Annotated in this window: 15 protein-coding genes; 5 read left to right on the plus strand and 10 right to left on the minus strand. The window is 38.4% G+C overall.

Annotation, left to right across the window (positions count from 1 at the left end; translation table 11 throughout):
• The first annotated feature begins 9 nt into the window (after positions 1 to 9).
• The 4 genes from LMC10_RS05905 (at position 10) to LMC10_RS05920 (ending at position 6,935) form a co-directional block, all read left to right on the plus strand.
• The gene (locus LMC10_RS05905) at positions 10 to 2,412 is read left to right on the plus strand and encodes a Xaa-Pro dipeptidyl-peptidase (protein ID WP_229269189.1); all 2,403 of its coding nucleotides are present in this window, start codon (positions 10 to 12) and stop codon (positions 2,410 to 2,412) included.
• Between the two features lie 100 nt (positions 2,413 to 2,512).
• Positions 2,513 to 3,424, plus strand: a complete 912-nt coding sequence (locus LMC10_RS05910) for a proline-specific peptidase family protein (RefSeq protein WP_094503851.1) — start codon at positions 2,513 to 2,515, stop codon at positions 3,422 to 3,424.
• Between the two features lie 235 nt (positions 3,425 to 3,659).
• The gene (locus LMC10_RS05915) at positions 3,660 to 6,323 is read left to right on the plus strand and encodes an HAD-IC family P-type ATPase (protein WP_229269190.1); all 2,664 of its coding nucleotides are present in this window, start codon (positions 3,660 to 3,662) and stop codon (positions 6,321 to 6,323) included.
• Positions 6,324 to 6,467: 144 nt separating this feature from the next.
• Positions 6,468 to 6,935: a Dps family protein gene (locus LMC10_RS05920; protein ID WP_003664851.1), complete on the plus strand. Its 468-nt coding sequence runs from the start codon at positions 6,468 to 6,470 to the stop codon at positions 6,933 to 6,935.
• Positions 6,936 to 6,998: 63 nt separating this feature from the next.
• On the opposite strand, the gene LMC10_RS05925 is transcribed toward LMC10_RS05920, so the two are convergent.
• Positions 6,999 to 8,417, minus strand: a complete 1,419-nt coding sequence (locus tag LMC10_RS05925) for an APC family permease (RefSeq protein ID WP_229269191.1) — start codon at positions 8,415 to 8,417, stop codon at positions 6,999 to 7,001.
• A 131-nt stretch (positions 8,418 to 8,548) separates the two neighbouring features.
• On the opposite strand from LMC10_RS05925, the gene LMC10_RS05930 reads away from it, so the two are divergent.
• On the plus strand, positions 8,549 to 9,205 hold the full coding sequence (locus tag LMC10_RS05930) for an HAD family hydrolase (RefSeq protein ID WP_153703496.1): 657 nt from the start codon (positions 8,549 to 8,551) through the stop codon (positions 9,203 to 9,205).
• A gap of 57 nt (positions 9,206 to 9,262) precedes the next feature.
• Here LMC10_RS05930 and LMC10_RS05935 read toward each other — a convergent pair whose 3' ends face one another.
• The 9 genes from LMC10_RS05935 to LMC10_RS05975 all read right to left on the minus strand — a co-directional run bounded on the left by LMC10_RS05935 (position 9,263) and on the right by LMC10_RS05975 (position 19,398).
• Positions 9,263 to 10,189, minus strand: a complete 927-nt coding sequence (locus LMC10_RS05935; protein WP_229269192.1) for an Rpn family recombination-promoting nuclease/putative transposase — start codon at positions 10,187 to 10,189, stop codon at positions 9,263 to 9,265.
• A gap of 126 nt (positions 10,190 to 10,315) precedes the next feature.
• Positions 10,316 to 11,188 carry an Rpn family recombination-promoting nuclease/putative transposase gene (locus LMC10_RS05940; RefSeq protein ID WP_229269193.1) on the minus strand — a complete coding sequence of 291 codons (873 nt, stop codon included), beginning with the start codon at positions 11,186 to 11,188 and terminating at the stop codon, positions 10,316 to 10,318.
• A gap of 108 nt (positions 11,189 to 11,296) precedes the next feature.
• Positions 11,297 to 11,698, minus strand: coding sequence for a hypothetical protein (locus tag LMC10_RS05945; RefSeq protein WP_229269194.1), 402 nt, complete (start codon positions 11,696 to 11,698; stop codon positions 11,297 to 11,299).
• Between the two features lie 19 nt (positions 11,699 to 11,717).
• On the minus strand, positions 11,718 to 12,578 hold the full coding sequence (locus LMC10_RS05950; protein WP_229269195.1) for an Rpn family recombination-promoting nuclease/putative transposase: 861 nt from the start codon (positions 12,576 to 12,578) through the stop codon (positions 11,718 to 11,720).
• A 110-nt stretch (positions 12,579 to 12,688) separates the two neighbouring features.
• Positions 12,689 to 13,273, minus strand: coding sequence for an Lreu_0056 family protein (locus LMC10_RS05955; RefSeq protein ID WP_229269196.1), 585 nt, complete (start codon positions 13,271 to 13,273; stop codon positions 12,689 to 12,691).
• A gap of 78 nt (positions 13,274 to 13,351) precedes the next feature.
• Complete coding sequence (locus tag LMC10_RS05960; protein ID WP_229269197.1) at positions 13,352 to 13,822, minus strand: hypothetical protein; 471 nt, start codon at positions 13,820 to 13,822, stop codon at positions 13,352 to 13,354.
• 17 nt (positions 13,823 to 13,839) lie between these two features.
• Complete coding sequence (locus LMC10_RS05965; RefSeq protein ID WP_229269198.1) at positions 13,840 to 14,430, minus strand: hypothetical protein; 591 nt, start codon at positions 14,428 to 14,430, stop codon at positions 13,840 to 13,842.
• Between the two features lie 67 nt (positions 14,431 to 14,497).
• Positions 14,498 to 17,164 (minus strand): SEC10/PgrA surface exclusion domain-containing protein, encoded by a 2,667-nt coding sequence (locus tag LMC10_RS05970; protein ID WP_229269199.1) that lies wholly within the window; start codon positions 17,162 to 17,164, stop codon positions 14,498 to 14,500.
• 17 nt (positions 17,165 to 17,181) lie between these two features.
• On the minus strand, positions 17,182 to 19,398 hold the full coding sequence (locus LMC10_RS05975; protein ID WP_229269200.1) for an LPXTG cell wall anchor domain-containing protein: 2,217 nt from the start codon (positions 19,396 to 19,398) through the stop codon (positions 17,182 to 17,184).
• Positions 19,399 to 19,419 lie beyond the last annotated feature (21 nt).

The raw sequence follows: 19,419 nt of genomic DNA on the forward strand, positions 1-19,419 counted from the left end.
GTGTTCCAGATGAAAATCAATCAATTTAGTATTACTTCAACTACACCACAAGCACGGTGCCAAGAATTAATGCAGATTCACTTGCTTCGGAAAAACGAAGAACAAACTTTGACACCGAACGCAATGTTTGAAACCTTCTTAGCACGCATTCATATGGCAAGTGCCCAGCCGATCGTCACTAAGCAGTGGTTTCATGATCTTCTAGCTACTCCTGACCTTGCTCTTGATGATTGGTTTGACCAGAATCAAACATTAACCGATGAAGTATTTTATCTCGTCGCCCTCCAACTACTCGATTTTGAGGCGGCAGTTGATTTTGATATTACCAATCCTCTTGCTACAGTTAAGAAAATTGGCTTGCCTGTCGAAGCACATCAAAAATGGACAACCGCAAACGTTATCGATGCTTTTTATCTTCTTTTAAATACTCACAACAAAAACGGTCAATCGCTTATTGATCATTTAACGGCAGAGGGCTTTATGGCTTGGAGTTACCAACTTCCAGCTGAACAAAAACCGCTCTTTTTCAATGGGAAGCCGCTTGCTAGTTTTGATCCTACTAAATTCATTCGTGAGGTTGTTTACATTGAGACCGATATGGATACCGATTTTGATGGTAAAGCAGATTTAGTTAAAGTGGAAATTATGCGGCCAATTGAGTCAGACCATGGCTTAAAAGTTCCCGTTGTCTTTACTGCCAGTCCTTATAATCAAGGAACAAACGACGAATGGGGCGAAAAAGCAACGCATAACGTCAATCTTCCTTTGAAGCATAAGGATCCTGATTATCAGGCCCCGACTGAAGAAACATTCCCGAGTGACTTTTCACGCCAAAAAGTTACTGGAGAAAGCCGGCAAGCTACTGAGACATTTAGTACCACGCCAGCATACACACTAAATAATTACCTCGCTACTCGTGGTTATGCGGTGGTTTATTCAGCCGGAATTGGTACTAAAGATTCGGATGGCCTCCAAACGTGTGGTTCTCCAGAACAGACTGATGCGATGAAGGCTGTCGTCGAGTGGCTTCACGGTGATCGACAAGCCTTTACTGACCGTCATAGCGGTACCACAATCAAGGCGACCTGGTGTAATGGTAAAGTCGCAATGACAGGACGCTCATATCTCGGCACTCTAGCCACCGCTGTCGCAACCACTGGTGTACCAGGCCTCGAAGCAATTATTAGTGAAGCTGCCATTTCCAGCTGGTATGACTATTATCGAGAAAATGGCCTTGTCCGGGCACCGGGTGGCTTTCAAGGGGAGGACGCAGATGTTTTAGCTGACGAAACATTCAGTCGAACCAAACGTCCCGCAGACTACCGCCGAATTGAAAAAGTAAATGATAAATATATTGCTAAAATGCAAGGAGCAATGGATCGGACGACTGGTAATTATAATGAGTTCTGGGACCACCGCAATTACCGGCATGATCTCGAAAACATCAAAGCTGCCGTGATGCTGGTGCATGGCCTTAATGATACCAATGTCCGTCCTAGTAACGTTAAAGCACTTTATGACGGCATTCAAAGTCTGCCAATTACAAGCAAACTCATCCTTCACCAAGGACAACATATTTATATCAATGCCTTTCGTTCATTAGATTTCTCTGACATGGTTAATCTCTGGCTTGCTAATAAGCTCTGGGGTCAAGAAAATTATGCTGATGATACCCTGCCAAGTGTTCTTGTGCAAGACAATAGCACCCCTGAAACTTGGAACGCATATGACCAATGGACTGCAGGCGAACAGAAACAGTACCAATTTAACGACCATCGCCTAACGAATTTGCCCGGACTAGGAATCCAAAGCTTTAATGACCAACAACCAGAAGAAAAGTACCTTCAATGGTGTAAACACCCCGAAGCATGGGCAAAGGCACTCGTTAATGATAACGGTCAATTTAGTCGGCGCTTTGTAACTGCTGTATTTAATGATGATACGCTTCTCCGCGGAACACCGACTGTCACATTAAAAGTAGCTTCTTCGAAAAACTATGGAATGATTAGTGCCCGGCTTGTTGACCTGGGCAGCAGCAAACGCCTTACAATGTCGCCTGTTCTGTTTAATCGTAATGGTCTTGAGCTAGGTTATCACTGGAAGACAGATGACCTTCGTGAATTTAAATTAGCAAAAGAAGCAACTAATTATAAGGTAATCGCAAGTGGGCATATCAATTTGCAAAATCGAAACAATCCAGCACAAGTTGATGAATTAGCCGCTAATCAATTTGTCACTGTTAAGTTTGATCTTCAACCAATTTTCCACCGAATTGTAGCTGGTCATCAATTAGGGATCATTATTTATAGCACTGATTACGAATACACGCTTCGTGGCAACGAACGGATTGAATATCAATTAGCGCTGAATGGCTGTCATCTTAGTATTCCAGGTGTTACTATTTTGAACTAAATGCTCACTAAAAAGACAACGCATTAAAACTAGTTTTAGCAGAATTCAGCTAATTGCGGTAAAATAGTTAGTATTACCAATAAAAAGGAGAGATTCGAGAATGAAACAAGGCACTAAAATTATTACCCTTGATAACGGCTATCATCTGTGGACGAATACCCAAGGTGAAGGTGATATTCATTTATTGGCTTTGCATGGGGGCCCTGGTGGCAATCATGAATACTGGGAAGACGCTGCTGAACAATTAAAGAAGCAAGGTCTTAACGTTCAGGTAACAATGTATGATCAATTAGGTTCACTCTATTCTGATCAACCTGATTTTTCTGACCCTGAGATTGCGAAGAAGTACCTTACTTACGAATATTTCCTTGATGAAGTAGATGAAGTACGAGAAAAGCTCGGCTTAGACAATTTCTATCTTATCGGTCAAAGTTGGGGTGGCCTTTTAGTTCAAGAATACGCTGTTAAGTATGGTCAACATCTTAAAGGCGCAATTATTTCTTCAATGGTTGACGAGATTGACGAATATGTCGACCGGGTTAATGAATTACGGGAAAAGACTCTTTCTCCAGAAGCAGTTGCCTTTATGAAAGAATGCGAAGCCAAGAACGATTACAGTAATCCTAAGTATCAAGAATACGTTCAAGTAATGAATGAACAATACGTTGACCGGAAGCAACCATCCAAGCTTTATCATCTTAAAGACCTTGGTGGTACGGCGGTTTACAACGTCTTCCAAGGCGATAACGAATTTGTGATTACCGGTAAGCTTAAAGACTGGCATTTCCGTGACCAATTGAAGAATATTAAGGTACCAACTTTAATTACATTTGGTGAACACGAAACGATGCCAATCGAAACTGCTAAGACAATGAATAGTCTCATTCCAAATTCACAGCTAGTTACTACTCCCGATGGTGGTCACCACCACATGGTAGATAATCCCGATATTTATTACAAGCACCTCGCTGACTTTATTCGGAATGTTGAAAATAATACATTTAATAATTAATAAAAAGACCGAGGAAACGTTTCTCGGTCTTTTTATTAATAATTCATGAATCATATTTTAAAAATATCTTAACTAGAACTAAAATATTAAATGAATATGGTACGATATTTATACGATAAATACGAAGGAATGATTAAAGCAAAAACTTAATACGGCTTCACTGATGTTGTTCGCTTAAGGTGTGGGACCTTTAAGCATTAGTTACTTTACTCAATTTATATATTTAAGGGGAAAAATGAAAGAAAATTATCAACTAACAACTGACGAAATAAAGAAAGAATACCAATTAACTGATTTTACTCACGGCCTATCAACCCAAGCTGTCGAAAAACGGCTTGCTGATGAAGGGCATAATATCATTGAAGTAAAACCAACGCCCAAGTGGAAACTCTTCTTACGCCAGTTTAACAATATTGTTATCTACATTTTATTAACCGCTACTTTACTGACCATTTTAATCGGTCACTATACTGATGCGATTGTTATCGGGGCGGTTGTCATTCTAAACGCGCTCATTGGTTATTTCCAAGAATCAAGCGCAGCGAATGCCCTCGCCAAAATTAAAGAGATGATGGCGCAACATGCCACCGTCTACCGGGATGGTAAACGACAAGATATTGATGCCGCGGATCTTGTCCGTGGGGATGTTGTTTTCCTCGAAGCCGGTGATAATGTACCAGCTGACTTACGGATCGTCTCAGCTGACAACTTACGAATTGAGGAATCAGCTTTAACCGGTGAAACCAATTCGGTTATCAAAACTGATGAAGCAATTACCGACCAAGACGTTCCTCTCGCTGATCGTGTTGATATGGCATATGCTTCGACTTCAGTTACAAGCGGAAGTGGACTAGGAGTTGTAGTCGCAACTGGTGAACAAACCGAAATTGGTAAGATTTCACAAGAAGTTGCGCAAATTAAGCCAAAGAAGACCCCATTAACTAAAGAAATTGACCATGTTGGAAAGGTCGTTTCTTACATTACAATTACTGCTTCAGTGATTGTTTTCGTTGTCGGTTTCTTCCTCGAAATTTATTCCTTGCCTGCCCTTGCGCTTGCAGTCGTGGCAATGTTGGTTGGTGCGATCCCAGAAGGTTTGCCTGCAATTACCTCTGTTATCTTAGCCTTTGGTATTAGCAAAATGGCCAAAGAGCATCAGACGATTATCAAATCAATGCCTGCTGTTGAAACATTAGGCTCGGTCGATGTTATTGCTACGGATAAAACAGGAACTCTTACTAAAAACGAAATGACCGCCATTGAGTTATGGGTCGGCGATAAACACTACACGGTTACCGGAACTGGTTATGCTCCTAATGGTGAGATTCTCTTAAATGGCAAACCAGCTCAACTGACAGATCAGCTCAAACTTTTCTTAGAGGCTGGATACCAAGCAAATGACACGGTTTTAACTGATGAAGACGGCACCTGGCATATTAATGGTGAACCAACTGATGGAGCCTTCTTAACTCTTTACCACAAAGCGTTTGGGGCTAAATATCAATCGCCATATAAAGCAGTTGACCTTCTTCCATTTGATTCTGATTACCGTTATATCGCTGAATTAACTCGTGATCCGGAAGATAAACAGCAAGTTATCTTTGTTAAGGGATCTCCAGACAAACTCTTTGAAATGGCCGCAAAAGAAGATCCACAATTTGATACTGCCAAGTGGCAACAACGGGTAGATGACTGGTCCAAAGCCGGAAAACGAGTTATTGCAGTCGGCTATCAACCAGTTAATGGCGAAAACCTAATGGAAGTCGAACATGACCACCTCTACAAGGGAATTCACTTACTTGGCTTAGCTGCTCTTCAAGACGCACCACGCGAAGAAGTGATCGTTGCGTTAAAGCAAATGAACCGTGCTGGTGTTTCCGTTAAAATGATTACGGGGGATGACCCGCAAACCGCCCGTGCAATCGGTAAGCAACTAGGCTTATCAACGGGCCCAATCAACGCAATCACAGGTGCAGAATGGGATAAACTTTCTGCCAGTGAACGAGAAGAGGCTGCTTTAAACAACCAAGTCTTTGCGCGGACGACTCCACAGAACAAGCTTGAAATTATTGAAGCGCTCCAAAACCGGCAAAAGATCACCGCAATGGTTGGGGATGGAGTTAACGATGCCCCCGCCTTAAAGAAAGCCGATATTGGGATTTCAATGGGGATTAAGGGAACAGACGTCGCTAAAGATGCTGCTGACATGATCTTAGGAAATGATAACTTTGCGGTAATGGCTGCTGTTATCAAAGAAGGTCGACGAATTTACGACAATATCAAAAAGAGTATCTTATTCTTATTACCAACCTCCTTTGCTGAAGGATTGGTGGTTGCCTTCTCCATTCTTACTGGTCAGCAAGTTCCCCTCCAACCGGCGCAGTTATTGTGGATTAACTTAATCGCCGCAATCACTATCCAGTTCGCATTCGTCTTTGAAAAAGCAGAAAAGGGCATCATGGATCGCAATCCTCGCCCAGTGACCCAACGTTTAATGAATCGGCATGATTTAATCCAGATGGGTTATGTCTCAGCCTTAATGGCACTGTTCGCCTTAATTGGTTACGAATGGTTCATCAGTGCTGGGGCAGACGTTGTCAACGCTACAACAATGATGGTTAATACCATTGTTATTAGTAAGGCCTTCTACTTCTTCAGCATTCGAACTGAACGATATGGACTAAAAGAAGTTGGAAATATTGGCAAGAAAGCCTGGGGCGTTATTGGATTGATGATTCTTTTCCAATTGATCTTCACCTACGTTCCATTTATGCAGGCGGCCTTCCATGTGACCGGAATAAGTTTACTGGAATGGCTAGCAGTAATTGTCTTCTCTTGCTTGATCTTCTTATGTACTGAATCCGATAAAATGATTCGTTTCCGTCTAAATCGACGGTAAACTTAACGCCACTGAATGAGATTTTTCATCTTCTTCAGTGGCGTTTTTTAATTCGTAAGCTTTCGTAATGTTTTGATCAAACTTGTGTAAGCGCATTCCAAAATCTGATATGATACACCTAACACATAGAAAAGGAGTCTTATCATGAAATATCAAGAAACCAAAGAAACACTTAATCAATTAGTTGCTGATCTGAGTCAAATGGCAATGATAATTCATCAAACTCACTGGTATATGCGTGGCACTAACTTTCTAAAGCTTCACCCATTAATGGACCAATTTATGGATGAAATCAACGATCAACTAGATGTAATATCTGAACGATTATTAACTCTCGACGGTGAACCTTATTCGACCCTTAAAGAAATCGCAACCCATACAAAAATTAAAGACTGGCCAGGAAACTTTGATAAAACAACGCCAGAACGACTTGCACATTTAGTCGCTGGTTATCGTTATCTTGAGGACCTTTATCAGCACGGAATTGAAGTGACTGATATTGAAAAAGATTATTCTACCCAAGATATCTTCATTGGTTTCAAGACTGCAATCGAAAAGAAGATCTGGATGCTGCAAGCAGAATTAGATCAGGCACCAGAAATTGACAACTAATAATGAAATCGGCACCAAACTAATCGAGATTCGAACGTTTGGTGCCGATTTATTGTCTAAAAATTATTTTTTCTGGTTATCTAGGAGTCCTTCTTTTTCATCTTTTAATCGCAAGTCATCAAGCCATTTTACATGCTTTTCTTCGTAACTACGATCTTTCTTGATAAAGAAGTATGCTGCCGCGGCAAGAATGGCGATAACAGTTCCGACAAGCAAGGTCTTAGCCGTAAAATTAGTAACCATGTAACAAGAAACTAACAATGCAAAAATGGGGATAAGATATTTCCCGGGTAATTTGAAACCATGTGTTGGATATTCGTTACTATGTTCAAATTTAATAACGGCAAGAATCGAGGGAACATATTGAATGAATGAGGCTAAGACTGTACAGCTAACCAAGAAGAGGTAACTCTGGGTAGCGAATAACGCAGAAAGGATGGATGTTAATAAAATTCCAACCCATGGGGCATCATGCTTATTCTTCTTCCCAATAAACTTTGGCAACATGCCATGCTCATTGGCCATTGAAGCAATTAAAGATGGCGTGTTAAACGAAGCTGAAAAGGCAACCCCAAAGATACTTACAAGCATCCCGAAAATAATAAAGGCATATCCCCACTTACCAATAGTGGTTCCGAGTCCCTTCGCAAGGGCACCTCCCAAAGCATTAGCTAGTGGTGTCGAGTACCCGCCTAATTTAGTCCCAGAAAGTCCAACGGCAACGGTCATCATCAATGCATCCAAAATAGTTACACTAACCATGACTGCAATTAATACCCGAGGAATATTCTTTTCTGGATTCTTCATTTGCTTAGCAGCAATTGGTAAAAATGAAAAACCAGTAAAAAGATAAAAGATCGGGGTAAAGGCTTCACCAAAATGATGAATAAATGGCATTGGTCCCTTTAAAGCTGCTTGGGGAATCACTGGTGAGAAGTTAGCTTTATGGATGAAGAAGACCCCAACGACAATAAAGATGATCAGCGTAAGGATCTTCGCAGCCGCTGATACATTATTAACCAGTTTAACAAGGCCGCGGCCGAAGAAATTAATAACCGCAAAGAGCACAATTAAGCCAAAAGCAGCGGCCCCATAGATAAGCGGCCGATTAAAGATTGGCAAAAAGCTCTTGAGGGTAGTTAATAAGGCAACAATTTCCGCTGAAAGAGTACAGCAACCTAAGAACCAGGTAAAAATTCCCAGTTCATAACCGGTGAATCGTCCAAATGCATGATAAGAATAAAGCCATGCTGCCCCTGAGCCGGTAAAACGACTAGAAAGATCGGCATAACATAGGGCGATCAATGAAACAGTTATTGCTGTACATAGCAAAACTGCTACAGCCGATAAGTTCATGTACCGATAAATAACAGATGGCAGTAAAAATGTTCCTGAGCCAATTACTCCATTAATTCCTAAAAAGTAAATTGAGATGAAAGACAGCTTTTTAGGTACTGATTTTTGATTACTGATAATGACCACCCCACATAAAATTTATAATTCCATTTATATTGTAGTCTTTTTCAAATAAAAAGGTAAATTATCAGCTATTCTAATCTCAATCTTTTCTGAAATTGTTATACAATTAAGAACGTACTTATATTTTATAAAGGATGAATAAAATGGCACAGAAGATTGAGAATTTTATTTTTGATATTGATGGCACTTTAATTGATACTATTGATATGTATATGCCAGCAATGATTGATACGTTAGCGCAACACGGTCACCCAGTTGCACCCGACAAAGTAGAACAAACCAAGCATGACTTATTTGGTATTACGGGACAAGATGCCCTCCGTCTTGCTGGAATTAGTGAGGATGAAATTCCAGCAATCCAACAAGACTGGTTTAAGCTAGCTTATCAACGTGCTGATCAAGTAAAAGTGATTGAAGGAATTCCGGAAATGCTTAATACCCTTGCCAATCGTGAAGATGCAAAGATCGCCATCGCAACTTCAAAACTCGCTGACGAATACCAAGAATACTTCGTTAACAAATATGACTTTGCGAAGTTATTTAAGGTTGCCATTACGTCTGCGGACACTAAAAAGCATAAGCCAGCTCCAGATCCTATTTTAGCTGCAATGGATAAAATGGGAGCAGATCCCGCCACTACTGTTTATGTTGGAGACACGATCAATGATATGAAAGCCGCCCATGCAGCTGGTGCCAAGTTTGCAGGCGCCCTTTACTCTTCTGCAAATCCCGATAGTATTAAAGATGCGGACTTCCCATTAATGAAGCCCGCTGATCTCTTAGAAATTTAAAACAAATAAGGAGTCTCTGATGTTTAGAATTCAAACGTTAGAGACTTCTTTTAATTACTATTTTAGATACTTATCTATTTCTTCGTCTTTGAGATCAAAATTCTTTTTTATCTCTTTTTTGATTAGATGGTTATCTAAATCTAGGTTACGCAAAGTACAAATCAAGCTTTTTATTACAGCATTCCTATTATTCACTAACCTTTGATTGCCTTCAACTAATCTTTGATTTGCTTCTTTTAATTCTTGTTTTTCCTTTTTTATTTGTTCTTGATCTTTTTTTATTTGCTCTTCGTCTTCTTTAATCCTTTGCTCCCGCATTTCTTGATCCATTTCATATACTGACCGTCGCATATATTCCGACCTCCATTTCCGATTCCGTTTTACAACAGCCATTCTCTTCCTTAATTTTACGACAAGCGGATCGCTCTCTTCAACTTTCCGTTGGGCAATCATATCTAAAAATGCTTGCATTTTAGGATTAACATCATGCTTTAATGAAGGAACATTAAATAAAATATCTGTCTGGCCATCCTTAACAACATACTCCGGAACTCCATCAATATGTTTATGCAATATATAACGTTGCTCTCCAAGCTGGAACGGATCGAAATTACAGAAGAAAATCACATAAGAATCATCAGCTTTTTCGTATGGTTGCCCTTTATCATAGGCTTCCATTGAACTAGCGGTTTGATAATAACGAATTCGCTTAGCAATATTGTGATGATCTGCTACTTGCATTTCAATATCGTAGTGGTTACCTTGCTCATCCGTCGTATAAATATCAAAACGCACCGCTTTGGCATCTGGGGCTAAGGCAATTTCCTGTTGATTATTTGGTAAATCAATCTTTTTAATATGTAGATCAGGTAGTATTCGCCGTAAGACTTCCAAACAAATATCGTAATCAAGCATCACCTTATTAAAGATATAGTCATCTGTTAAATCTGCCGCTTCCCACTTTTTCTGAAGGAACTCATTCATCTTTATAGACTCCTTTCAATAGATTCTATAAAGATATATACGTAAAAAATTGCCTTTTGCACTAAAAATCCCTAAGCCAGCATTACTACCAATCTTAGGGACTTTATTAATACTTCTATGACAAGACTACTTTCTAACTTTCACATGCTCTGCAACATATTCTTGAGCTGCTTTTTCCGTCATTTGGTAAACATTAACGAGGGCGGCCACTATTTCTGACGGTGCTGTATCTTGACTGGTTAAGAACTTGACTAATTTTTGTTTTCCTTTTTCTTCTGCTTTTAACTCTCCTTCTTCCCGGCCTTCTCGCCGTGCGTCCATTAAATCAAGCTCGAACTTCATAAAGCCTCGTCTCCTCTCTGGCTCTTGCTTAATCTTAACAATCTCATCTTGAATCCTAGTAATAAACTTACTCTTATTGTCTACTTGATTACGCATTAACGCAAGGAAGTTCTTGATCGGTTGCTCATCTTTAGTGAATTCTTTAGCCAAGGCATTAAAGATCACAACTGTCCGTTGGTCGCCTAGTTTCAACTGATGATTACGGGTACACGCCATTTCAAACACATAACGGGCCCAACCATAGCCAAAATAATCAAAATCACAAAACATGATCACATAGGTCGGATGAAGACTTAAATCGCGATAATCCTTGCCCGGCAAGAGTAATCCATGATCTATTTGCTCTTGATAATACCGCAAGCGATAAGGCAAATTCTGTCGGTCAGCTACTTGCATCTCAATAACAATAATGTTGCCATCTTCATCCTGCACATAAACATCATAACGGACGCGTCGGCCAACTACGACATTAATATCTTTTTGAGTTGTTAACTGGACGATCTGGGTTGCTTTTAAATGGGGTAATGCACGATTAATCAATTCTAAACAAATTTCTTTATTCTGCATAACCATCCCGAACATCGGATCACTCGTAATAGTCATCTTTTCCCACTTTTCGAGGGCCTTTTCATAGTTCTCTGACAATTTCTTACACATTTCTTCAATCCTTTCACTTCTACCTCACTATAAAGATATATACGTAAAAAATTGCCTTTTGCACTAAAAATCCCTAAGTCAGTATTATTACCAACTTAGGGACTTCAACTATCCAACTGAAATATACATTAATTGCCGACCTTCGAAATCTTCTTCGACCCATGTCTTCATTACATCGTTATGATCGGGATACGTCATTTCTTCCCATGGCAACCGGATTGTAGTTTTCTCACCGTTATCCGTAACCAAATCAATCATACAAAGGTCAGCGAAATTATGACTATCTAAACGTTCATCAAGCGTTACGTCCTCGACAGTATCAATCTTTTGGAGTTCATCAACGAAAAACGTTGCAGTAAATTTACGACAAACCTGCTCAACAGTTAGACTATAGCTCGAATAATCAATGGTCTTTTCTACTCCACTTACATGAAACTCCTTAACAGCCGCAAGCGGAACATCATAACTATCAATATTTTCAAAAACAACGCGCAGTTTCTTTAGTTTCATTGACTACTCCCCCAATAGATTATTTGTTAGCTTCGAGATACTCCTCGACATATTCCTGAGCTGCTTTTTCTGGTACTTGGTATACATTAACTAAGGCTGCTACAATCTCAGCTGGATCCGTATTTTGACTACTTAAAAACTGGACTAGTTTTTGCTTTGATTCTTTAATTCCTTCTTCTTTCCCTTCCTGACGTGCGTCCATCAAATCAAGTTCAAACTTCATAAAGCCTCGTCTCCTCTCTGGATCCTCCTTAACCTTAACAATTTCATTTTGAATCTTAGTTATAAACTTACTTTCATTGTCTACTCGATTGCGCATTAAAGCAAGAAAATTTTTGATCGGTTGCTCGTCATTTGTAAATTCTTTTGCCAAAGCATTAAAAACTACGATTGTTCGTTGGTCGCCTAATTTTAGTTGAGAATTGCGGGTACATGACATTTCAAACATATAACGAGCCCAACCATAACCAAAATAGTCAAAATCACAGAATATAATTACATAAGTGGGATGCTGACGCAGACTCTGATAGCTTTCACCCGGTAAAAGTAATCCATGATCGATTTGTTCTTGATAGTAACGTAAACGATAAGGCAAGTTCTGATGATCAGTAACCTGCATCTCAACCACAATAATATTCCCTTTTTCGTCTTGTACATAGACATCGTATCGTACCCGCCGACTAGCAACCACATTAATATCTTTTTGTGTCTCCAATTGCACTATCTGGGTAGCTTTAAGTTGGGGCAACGCACGATTAATCAGCTCTAAACAGATTTCTTTATTCTGCATGACCATCCCAAACATTGGATCACTTGTAATAGTCATCCTTTCCCACTTTTCTAGCACCTTTGCATAACTTTCTAACAGATTATTACACATATTTTCAACCCTTCCGTACCTCTCTATAAAGATATATACGTAAAAAGTTGAAGTTTGTACTAAAAAATCCTATGCATAGCCTTACTAAACATAGGATTTTTATCACATTACTAATTCTTATTCTCCATATCACTTTGATATTGTGATTCTGGTTTTAATTGATCCGCATAACCATTTACTTCATCTTTTTGAGATTGATTTACATAATAGTCACTTAATAGCCGAGAGACCGTAATGTGCTTTGTGTGAAGAGACGCTTCAGCCACACTTTCATCTCCCTCTGGAATGACTTGCTTAATAGTAACATCATCCCCGTTTTGTTTGAAATAAATATAGCTTGTTGGGTCACCATTAGCCGTTACATAATTATAACCGGCAATCTCTTTTCCAGAGCCATCTTCTGTGCCGTAATACATAATCCCATCTTTAAGATATTCCTTAAACCAATCTGGATCTTGATACAAAGCTACCAAGGTTCCCAATTGCTGTGGTGATAGGTTACTTTCGCTAGCTGTACTTGTAGAACTACTCTGTTCTTGAGCCTTATTACTCGAAGAACTCTGCTGTGCCGTCACCGAACTTTGCGATGAAGACGTACTTGACTTTGCTTGGCTATTACTTTGTGAATTTCCACAACCTGCTAAAGCTAATGCGGTTAATGACATAGCCGCAATTAATATTTTCTTTTTTATCATATTTTTAGTCTCCTCCCTAATCAAATTCTAGCACTAAATCTATTAGGTTAAACTTAAATATGATATCCCCATTAAAAGTTATTCTTTGTCCTGGCCGTAAGTTGCATTTTGCATTGTTTGGCTTAAGGCAGCATCACGTTGGTCTTGATTTAATGATGGATCATTAGCAATGTATTCTTGTGCTTCACCTTCACCGTTATCACCTACCAGAATGTCATTCCCATAAAAGTCTTCATGGTGGTAACTATGCCCCGCAATTGTAACATGTCCATTATCCGAACTAGCTTCGGTAGCTTGTTGTGATGATTGCTGTGATTGCTGATTTGAGGATACTTCAGTTTGTTGTGATGAATTATTACTCTGACTAGAATTAGATTCTGCTACACTACTCTTTTTGCTAGAGGCACTTTGCTTTTTCGATGATTGCTTCTTTATTGTCTTACTTGAACTGCTAGCCGTTTTACTTGAATGTTGGGCTGCATTATTTCCACAAGCTGCTAGAGTTCCGCACGCCAAAATACTGGCACAAATTAATGTTAACTTTTTCATACTAAAATCTCCCCTATTTAATTATCTACATCAATGGTTGTATTATTGGCAATCTCTTGAACTTTACTTTGCTGCGTAGCCTTGACTACTTGCTGAACAGAAATGGTCTTAAATGGTTGAATGATTCGATCAGCAGATCCACGAGATTGCTCGCGGTAAAGGTAGATGGTCTTTTCATCCTGGCTGATGGTATAACCATTAATTTCTCCATAATCATTATCATCTAGTGTAAAAGAATAAAACATCCCTGTTCCTGTTTCAGTTACCATTCCTGTCGCCTTAACTACATTAACTTTAAGATCTCCATCGCCATTAGAAGCACTGTCTAATAAACTTTGCCACGCCTCGTCACTTTGCGCACCAACTGTAAGAACAGCCCCAGCAACATTCTTAGGATCAACGCTCTCAAGACTAGCATTAGACTCGGCTTGCTTTTCACTTACTGAACTACTATTTGCTGAACTGGCTTGTGATTGACTACTAACTTTAGCAGAAGTAGCCGTTGATGAACTGGAACCTGTAGCAGTACTCTGCGTTTTATGTCTACAACCTGCTAAAGTCATCATTATTAGTGCGATGGATGTAATCAATAATTTCTTTTTTATCATGCTTTTTCATTCGCTCCCTGACAACAAAAAAGTGCCACTTATGCAGCACCTTTTTATTACTTATCTCTTAATATTCCTTTTTCTTACCTGCTAAACCAACACCAAACATTGCAGCAGCTGCTCCCAAAAGAACCATTGCTAATGAGGATCGGTTACCAGTTTGTGGTAAACGATTATTATTTTGAGATTGAAATTCTTTTGAAAGAGAATCACTGTTATTTTGTTCTGAAACTGTCTTAACAACGCCACTAGTTGCTATTGATTGGTGGCTAGGAACAACATAAGCTACTTTGCCGGAACGGCTAGTAAATACTTGCTGAGTCGAACCATTAGTCACCGCTTTGGTACTTGGATTTAATTTATTAGCTAATGCATTGTATTCTGCTTGGTTCTTTATCTTAAGGACTTCATATTGACTATCAAGTTCTTGTTGCTTCTTAGCTAAATCACTCTTGATTTGGTCAATTTGTGCTTGAAGCTTATCAATTTCTGAATCGTCTACTTTTTGATTCCTAATTGCTTCAATCTTAGCATTCGCATCATCAGTGATTTGCTTAAGCTTAGCATCGTGGTTTGCCTTTAGAGTGTCTAATTTAGCTTGCAATTGACTTTGAAGCTCAGCCAAGTTAGTTGGTTGTGCAGCAATCTCGACTAACTTAGCTTCATGATTCTTCTTCAAATCATTTAACTTAGTTTCGTAACGATCATTCTCAGTCTTAACAGCATCATCATGAGCAGATTTAATTTGATTAAGTTGTGCTTGAAAATTCTTAATATCTTTTGATTGAGTAGGATCACCAGCAATATTATGGATCATCTTGTCACGGTTAGTTTTAAGATTGTTTAGCTTATCTTGAGCTTGAGTTAAAGCCTTTTGGTCATTAGAAAGCTTATCTTGAGCAGATTTAAGAGCATTAGCTATTTCGCTTGCTTTACTCTTAGAAGTAGTAAGACTTTGAATATCACCATCTACTTTAGCTTGTAGCTGACTAATTTGGTCTTGTAACTTTTTAGCATTTTCATTTGGATTAGAAACTGCTATTTGATCATAGTTGGAGCCTTGAACACTCTTATCTACTAAAGTACCTGCCTTATAAGGGTAGCCTTTTTTGATCATTTCTTGAATTCGGCTTGATTTTCCATCTGCAATCGATATAAACCTAATTGCAGTAGAACATCCTATATTTGGATTATTCTCATAGGAAATTCCCAAGAGGTCATCACCACCAGCTAGTGCACATTCAGGCTTAGCATATCGAACATTTAATAAATCAGTTGTATGTCCACTATCAGAAAAGGTTTCTTTACCATTTTTATCTTTACCTGTTGAATTTCCTTCAAATAATAAACAAATTACTGCAGAATAAACTCCATGTTTTAAATCTGCTAAAGTCTTATAGGATGTTTTTTGACTACTACCAAAAACACTTTCTCCAATCGTATCAAGTTGCCACTTATCCTTAGCCTTTTGATGGGCATTCATATCGTGTCCCCAATTATTATCTGCCTTATTGACTTGACCTACTTGCATTGCAACGTCAATTGAAGCGTTGGTAATACGATATGGCTCCATTCCTATTGCTACTCTAACTGGATTAATTAATTCTGCGGCATATTGTGTCGCCTTAATTGTATCTTCTCGCGAAAGAGTTCCTTTGGGCGTTAAAGTAATTGGTGTGTTTTCATCAAGAGTACTTGCATGGAATCCCGCATTTTTATTTAGTTTTTTAGCTTCAGTACAAGCTTTACTATTTTTAGCATGTAATTCTGGAAACTCTTCTTTAGTTAGAAGACAATCATTTGCTTTCTTTACACTAATATATTCTTTCCATACATCAATATAATCTTGTGGCACAATAATATGATCTGTTGTTTCTTTAAGATCATCAAACTCTTGTTGCACTTGCTTCAAAGTATTTTGATCATTATTTAATGTAGACTGCTTATTCTGAACATCACTTTGAGCTGTCTTATCAGCATTTTGTTTATTATTAACATCTGATTGATCGTCATTAACCATCTTCTGAGCCTGGTTAATAGTATTATTAGCATCGTCAATTTGATCATCTACCTGCTTAGTAGCATTAGCAACTTTTTGATTATAATGATCTTGATCTGCTTTCTTAGCTTCCGTAAGTTTTTGACTTATTAGATCAGTTTGATTTTGATAATCTGTATTAATCTTACTTAAGTTTGAATTGTGTTCTGAAGATAAGTTATCAGTTTGATTTTGATAATCAGCATTTTCCTGAGCAGTTTGTTGAACCTTTTGCTGTTCAGTTACAATGATTGCTTGAGCTGACTTTAAAGCAACATTATTAGCAGCAGTTTGACTAGCGACAGCTTGTGAGTAGCTAGCGTTTTCCGCATTTGTAGCGCTAGTGGCTACTTGGTTAACTTGTGCAATAGCACTAGCTTGAGAAGCTTGTTGAACCGCTGCATCACTAGCTTGTCGTTCCTTAATCTTATTATTCAAATCAGCAATTTGGCTACTAGCAGAAGTCGTTGCAGCACTCATTGTTGCAGCATTTGATGAAGCAACAGCAGATTCATTAGCTGTTTGTTGACTCTTGAGATTAGTCAATTGTTGATCAGTACTTGCAACACCTTGAACTGGTGCAGAAGCCTTAGCAGTATCAGCATGTGCTGTCGTAGCAACTGCTCCTGTAGCAGTTAATGCACCAGCCAAAGCAACAGATTTTAAAATTTTATGTGAACTCTTTTTCATCGACATCTTAATTTCCCCCAAAATTAGTAACGTTTCTTAGTAATTAAACCAAATCCAAACATTGAAGCAATAGCACCTAAAGCAAGTAAGGCTAGCGAATTACTATTACCAGTTTGTGGTAACTTAGCTTGTTGCTTTACTTCTTCCCGCGTAGTAGGCGTACTTGTTGAAGCATCAGCAGAAGATACATTGGCATGACTATTTGATGTTGCGGCCGTAGTAGTAGTTGAGGTACCACGTAATACAGAATTATTTAATTCACTCACAATACTTCTCTTATGTGAATTAGCCTTGTTTTCAGGTAACTTCACCGTAGTAGACCCATCATCAGTAGTGTAACGATTGTTATTATCCTTAGCCGTTTCAGAACTTGAATTCTTCAACTTTTCAGCTAATGCATTATATTCTGCTTGGTCCTTAGTCTTAAGAGCTTGGTATTGACTATCGAGTTCTTGCTGCTTCTTGGTTAAATCACTCTTGATTTGGTCAATTTGGGCGTTAAGCTTGTCAATTTCTGGATCGTTGACCTTTTGACTCTTGATAGTAGTAATCTTAGCGTTAGCCTCATCATTGATTTGCTTAAGTTTAATATCGTGGTTAGTCTTTAGAGTTTCTAACTTAGCTTGTAATTGACTTTGTAAGGCATAAGTATTAGTTGGCAATGCGTCAATTTCTTTAACTTGTTGTTCATAATTGGACTTTAACGAATTTGATTTGGTATTAAAATTATTATTTTCTTGTTGAACATTTTTGTTATATTCATCGTTAGCCTGATTAATAAGGTCTGTTTTCTCATTTTGTAATTTATCTAAACTTGCTTGGGCTTGGTCAATTTGATCTTGATCTTCTTTTACTGCCTTCTTAACAGATTGCGATAAATCAACATAATTATTTACCAAAGCCTTAAATTCACCTAAAGAATATATACCATCTTTGCTAGCACCAAAGTCAAAAGCTGTATAGACAAAATCTTTATTTAAGTCACCATTTACTGCAAACCCATATGAAGCAGTATCTGGTGCCATTAAATTACTAAAGTGGCCAGTCTTACCATATACATCCATATAATGCTTCACAACATAATATTTACCTAACTTATCAGCCAAATCTGGATGTTGCTTAACTGCTTCTTTCCATGCACTCTCTTCATTCATCCAAGCATCCATTGCACCTTCAAGACTACTTTCAGCTAAATTCTCTCCTGCATAATAATAACCGGGATGTTTTAAGCCACCCTTTTCAAGAGTAGTCTGAAAATCAGCATCTACCATTGCAACTGCTATATTTGTCAGAGAAATCTTTGGCACAGATAATTTACGATCTTGTCTAATCTTTACAAATTGGTCATATAATAGTAAGGAAGCTTTAAGATTATCTAGATTTGTTGCATCATTTTTTTGACCAATATGAACTGCAGCAGAATACCAACTAGGAGCTTCTTTTACTTTACCACTTGGATCTTTGAACGTTCCTGTTCCCGTTACAATATTATAAGCAACTTGGGCATCTTCCTTTTCTTCTTCTGAGGAATTCTTATTGTCCAAAATAGATTTGAAAAAGTTAGCTGCATTAAAATTAGTCAATTTCTCGTTATCTTGATTAAGCTTAACTTTAAAACTATTTAAAGTATCTTGTGTCTGTGTAATTTGTGTGTTGATTTGTTTAGTAACATCTTGAACTTTTTCAGAATACTTTGATTTAATGTCATTTAAACTAGCTTGATGTTCACTGTTCAATTTATCTTGGGATTGCTTATAAGTAGAAGTAGCCGCTGCTTTTTTATCTTCTTTCTGTTGCTCAGTTACAACTTTAGCTTGGGCTACCTTTAATTCTGCATCATTAGCAGCTTTTTGCTTAGTAGTAGCACTAGAATAGGCACTATTTTCATTATTAGTTGCAACTTGGGCATCTTTATTTACTTGATCGATTTTGTTTTGTTGTTCAGCTGCAGCACTAGCTTGTCGTTCTTTAATCTGATCATTCAAATCAGCTATTTGGCTATTAGCAGAAGTTGTTGCCGCACTCATTGTTGCAGCATTTGATGAAGCAACAGCAGATTCATTAGCCGTTTGTTGGCTCTTTAAGTTTGCTAATTGCTGATTAGTATCAGTAGTAGCTGTAGTAGCAGCGTTAGTTGTGGTGTCGGCGTGAACCCCATTTTGATTAACATTTACTCCCAATACCATTCCAGCTAAAACAGCTGAAGTCGTTAAAACCGTCTTTTGCATATTCTTATTCATATAAATAACTCCCTCAAATCG

It is taken from the genome of Limosilactobacillus reuteri subsp. simiae, from assembly GCF_020784875.1.
Taxonomy (GTDB): Bacteria; Bacillota; Bacilli; order Lactobacillales; family Lactobacillaceae; genus Limosilactobacillus; species Limosilactobacillus reuteri_H.

Coding starts and splice junctions, on each gene's coding strand:
- LMC10_RS05905 (WP_229269189.1), top strand. CDS start 10: ATGAAAATCAATCAATTTAGTATTACTTCAACTACACCACAAGCACGG.
- LMC10_RS05910 (WP_094503851.1), top strand. CDS start 2,513: ATGAAACAAGGCACTAAAATTATTACCCTTGATAACGGCTATCATCTG.
- LMC10_RS05915 (WP_229269190.1), top strand. CDS start 3,660: ATGAAAGAAAATTATCAACTAACAACTGACGAAATAAAGAAAGAATAC.
- LMC10_RS05920 (WP_003664851.1), top strand. CDS start 6,468: ATGAAATATCAAGAAACCAAAGAAACACTTAATCAATTAGTTGCTGAT.
- LMC10_RS05930 (WP_153703496.1), top strand. CDS start 8,549: ATGAATAAAATGGCACAGAAGATTGAGAATTTTATTTTTGATATTGAT.
- LMC10_RS05935 (WP_229269192.1), bottom strand. CDS start 10,189: ATGAATGAGTTCCTTCAGAAAAAGTGGGAAGCGGCAGATTTAACAGAT.
- LMC10_RS05940 (WP_229269193.1), bottom strand. CDS start 11,188: ATGTGTAAGAAATTGTCAGAGAACTATGAAAAGGCCCTCGAAAAGTGG.
- LMC10_RS05945 (WP_229269194.1), bottom strand. CDS start 11,698: ATGAAACTAAAGAAACTGCGCGTTGTTTTTGAAAATATTGATAGTTAT.
- LMC10_RS05950 (WP_229269195.1), bottom strand. CDS start 12,578: ATGTGTAATAATCTGTTAGAAAGTTATGCAAAGGTGCTAGAAAAGTGG.
- LMC10_RS05955 (WP_229269196.1), bottom strand. CDS start 13,273: ATGATAAAAAAGAAAATATTAATTGCGGCTATGTCATTAACCGCATTA.
- LMC10_RS05960 (WP_229269197.1), bottom strand. CDS start 13,822: ATGAAAAAGTTAACATTAATTTGTGCCAGTATTTTGGCGTGCGGAACT.
- LMC10_RS05965 (WP_229269198.1), bottom strand. CDS start 14,430: ATGATAAAAAAGAAATTATTGATTACATCCATCGCACTAATAATGATG.
- LMC10_RS05970 (WP_229269199.1), bottom strand. CDS start 17,164: ATGTCGATGAAAAAGAGTTCACATAAAATTTTAAAATCTGTTGCTTTG.
- LMC10_RS05975 (WP_229269200.1), bottom strand. CDS start 19,398: ATGAATAAGAATATGCAAAAGACGGTTTTAACGACTTCAGCTGTTTTA.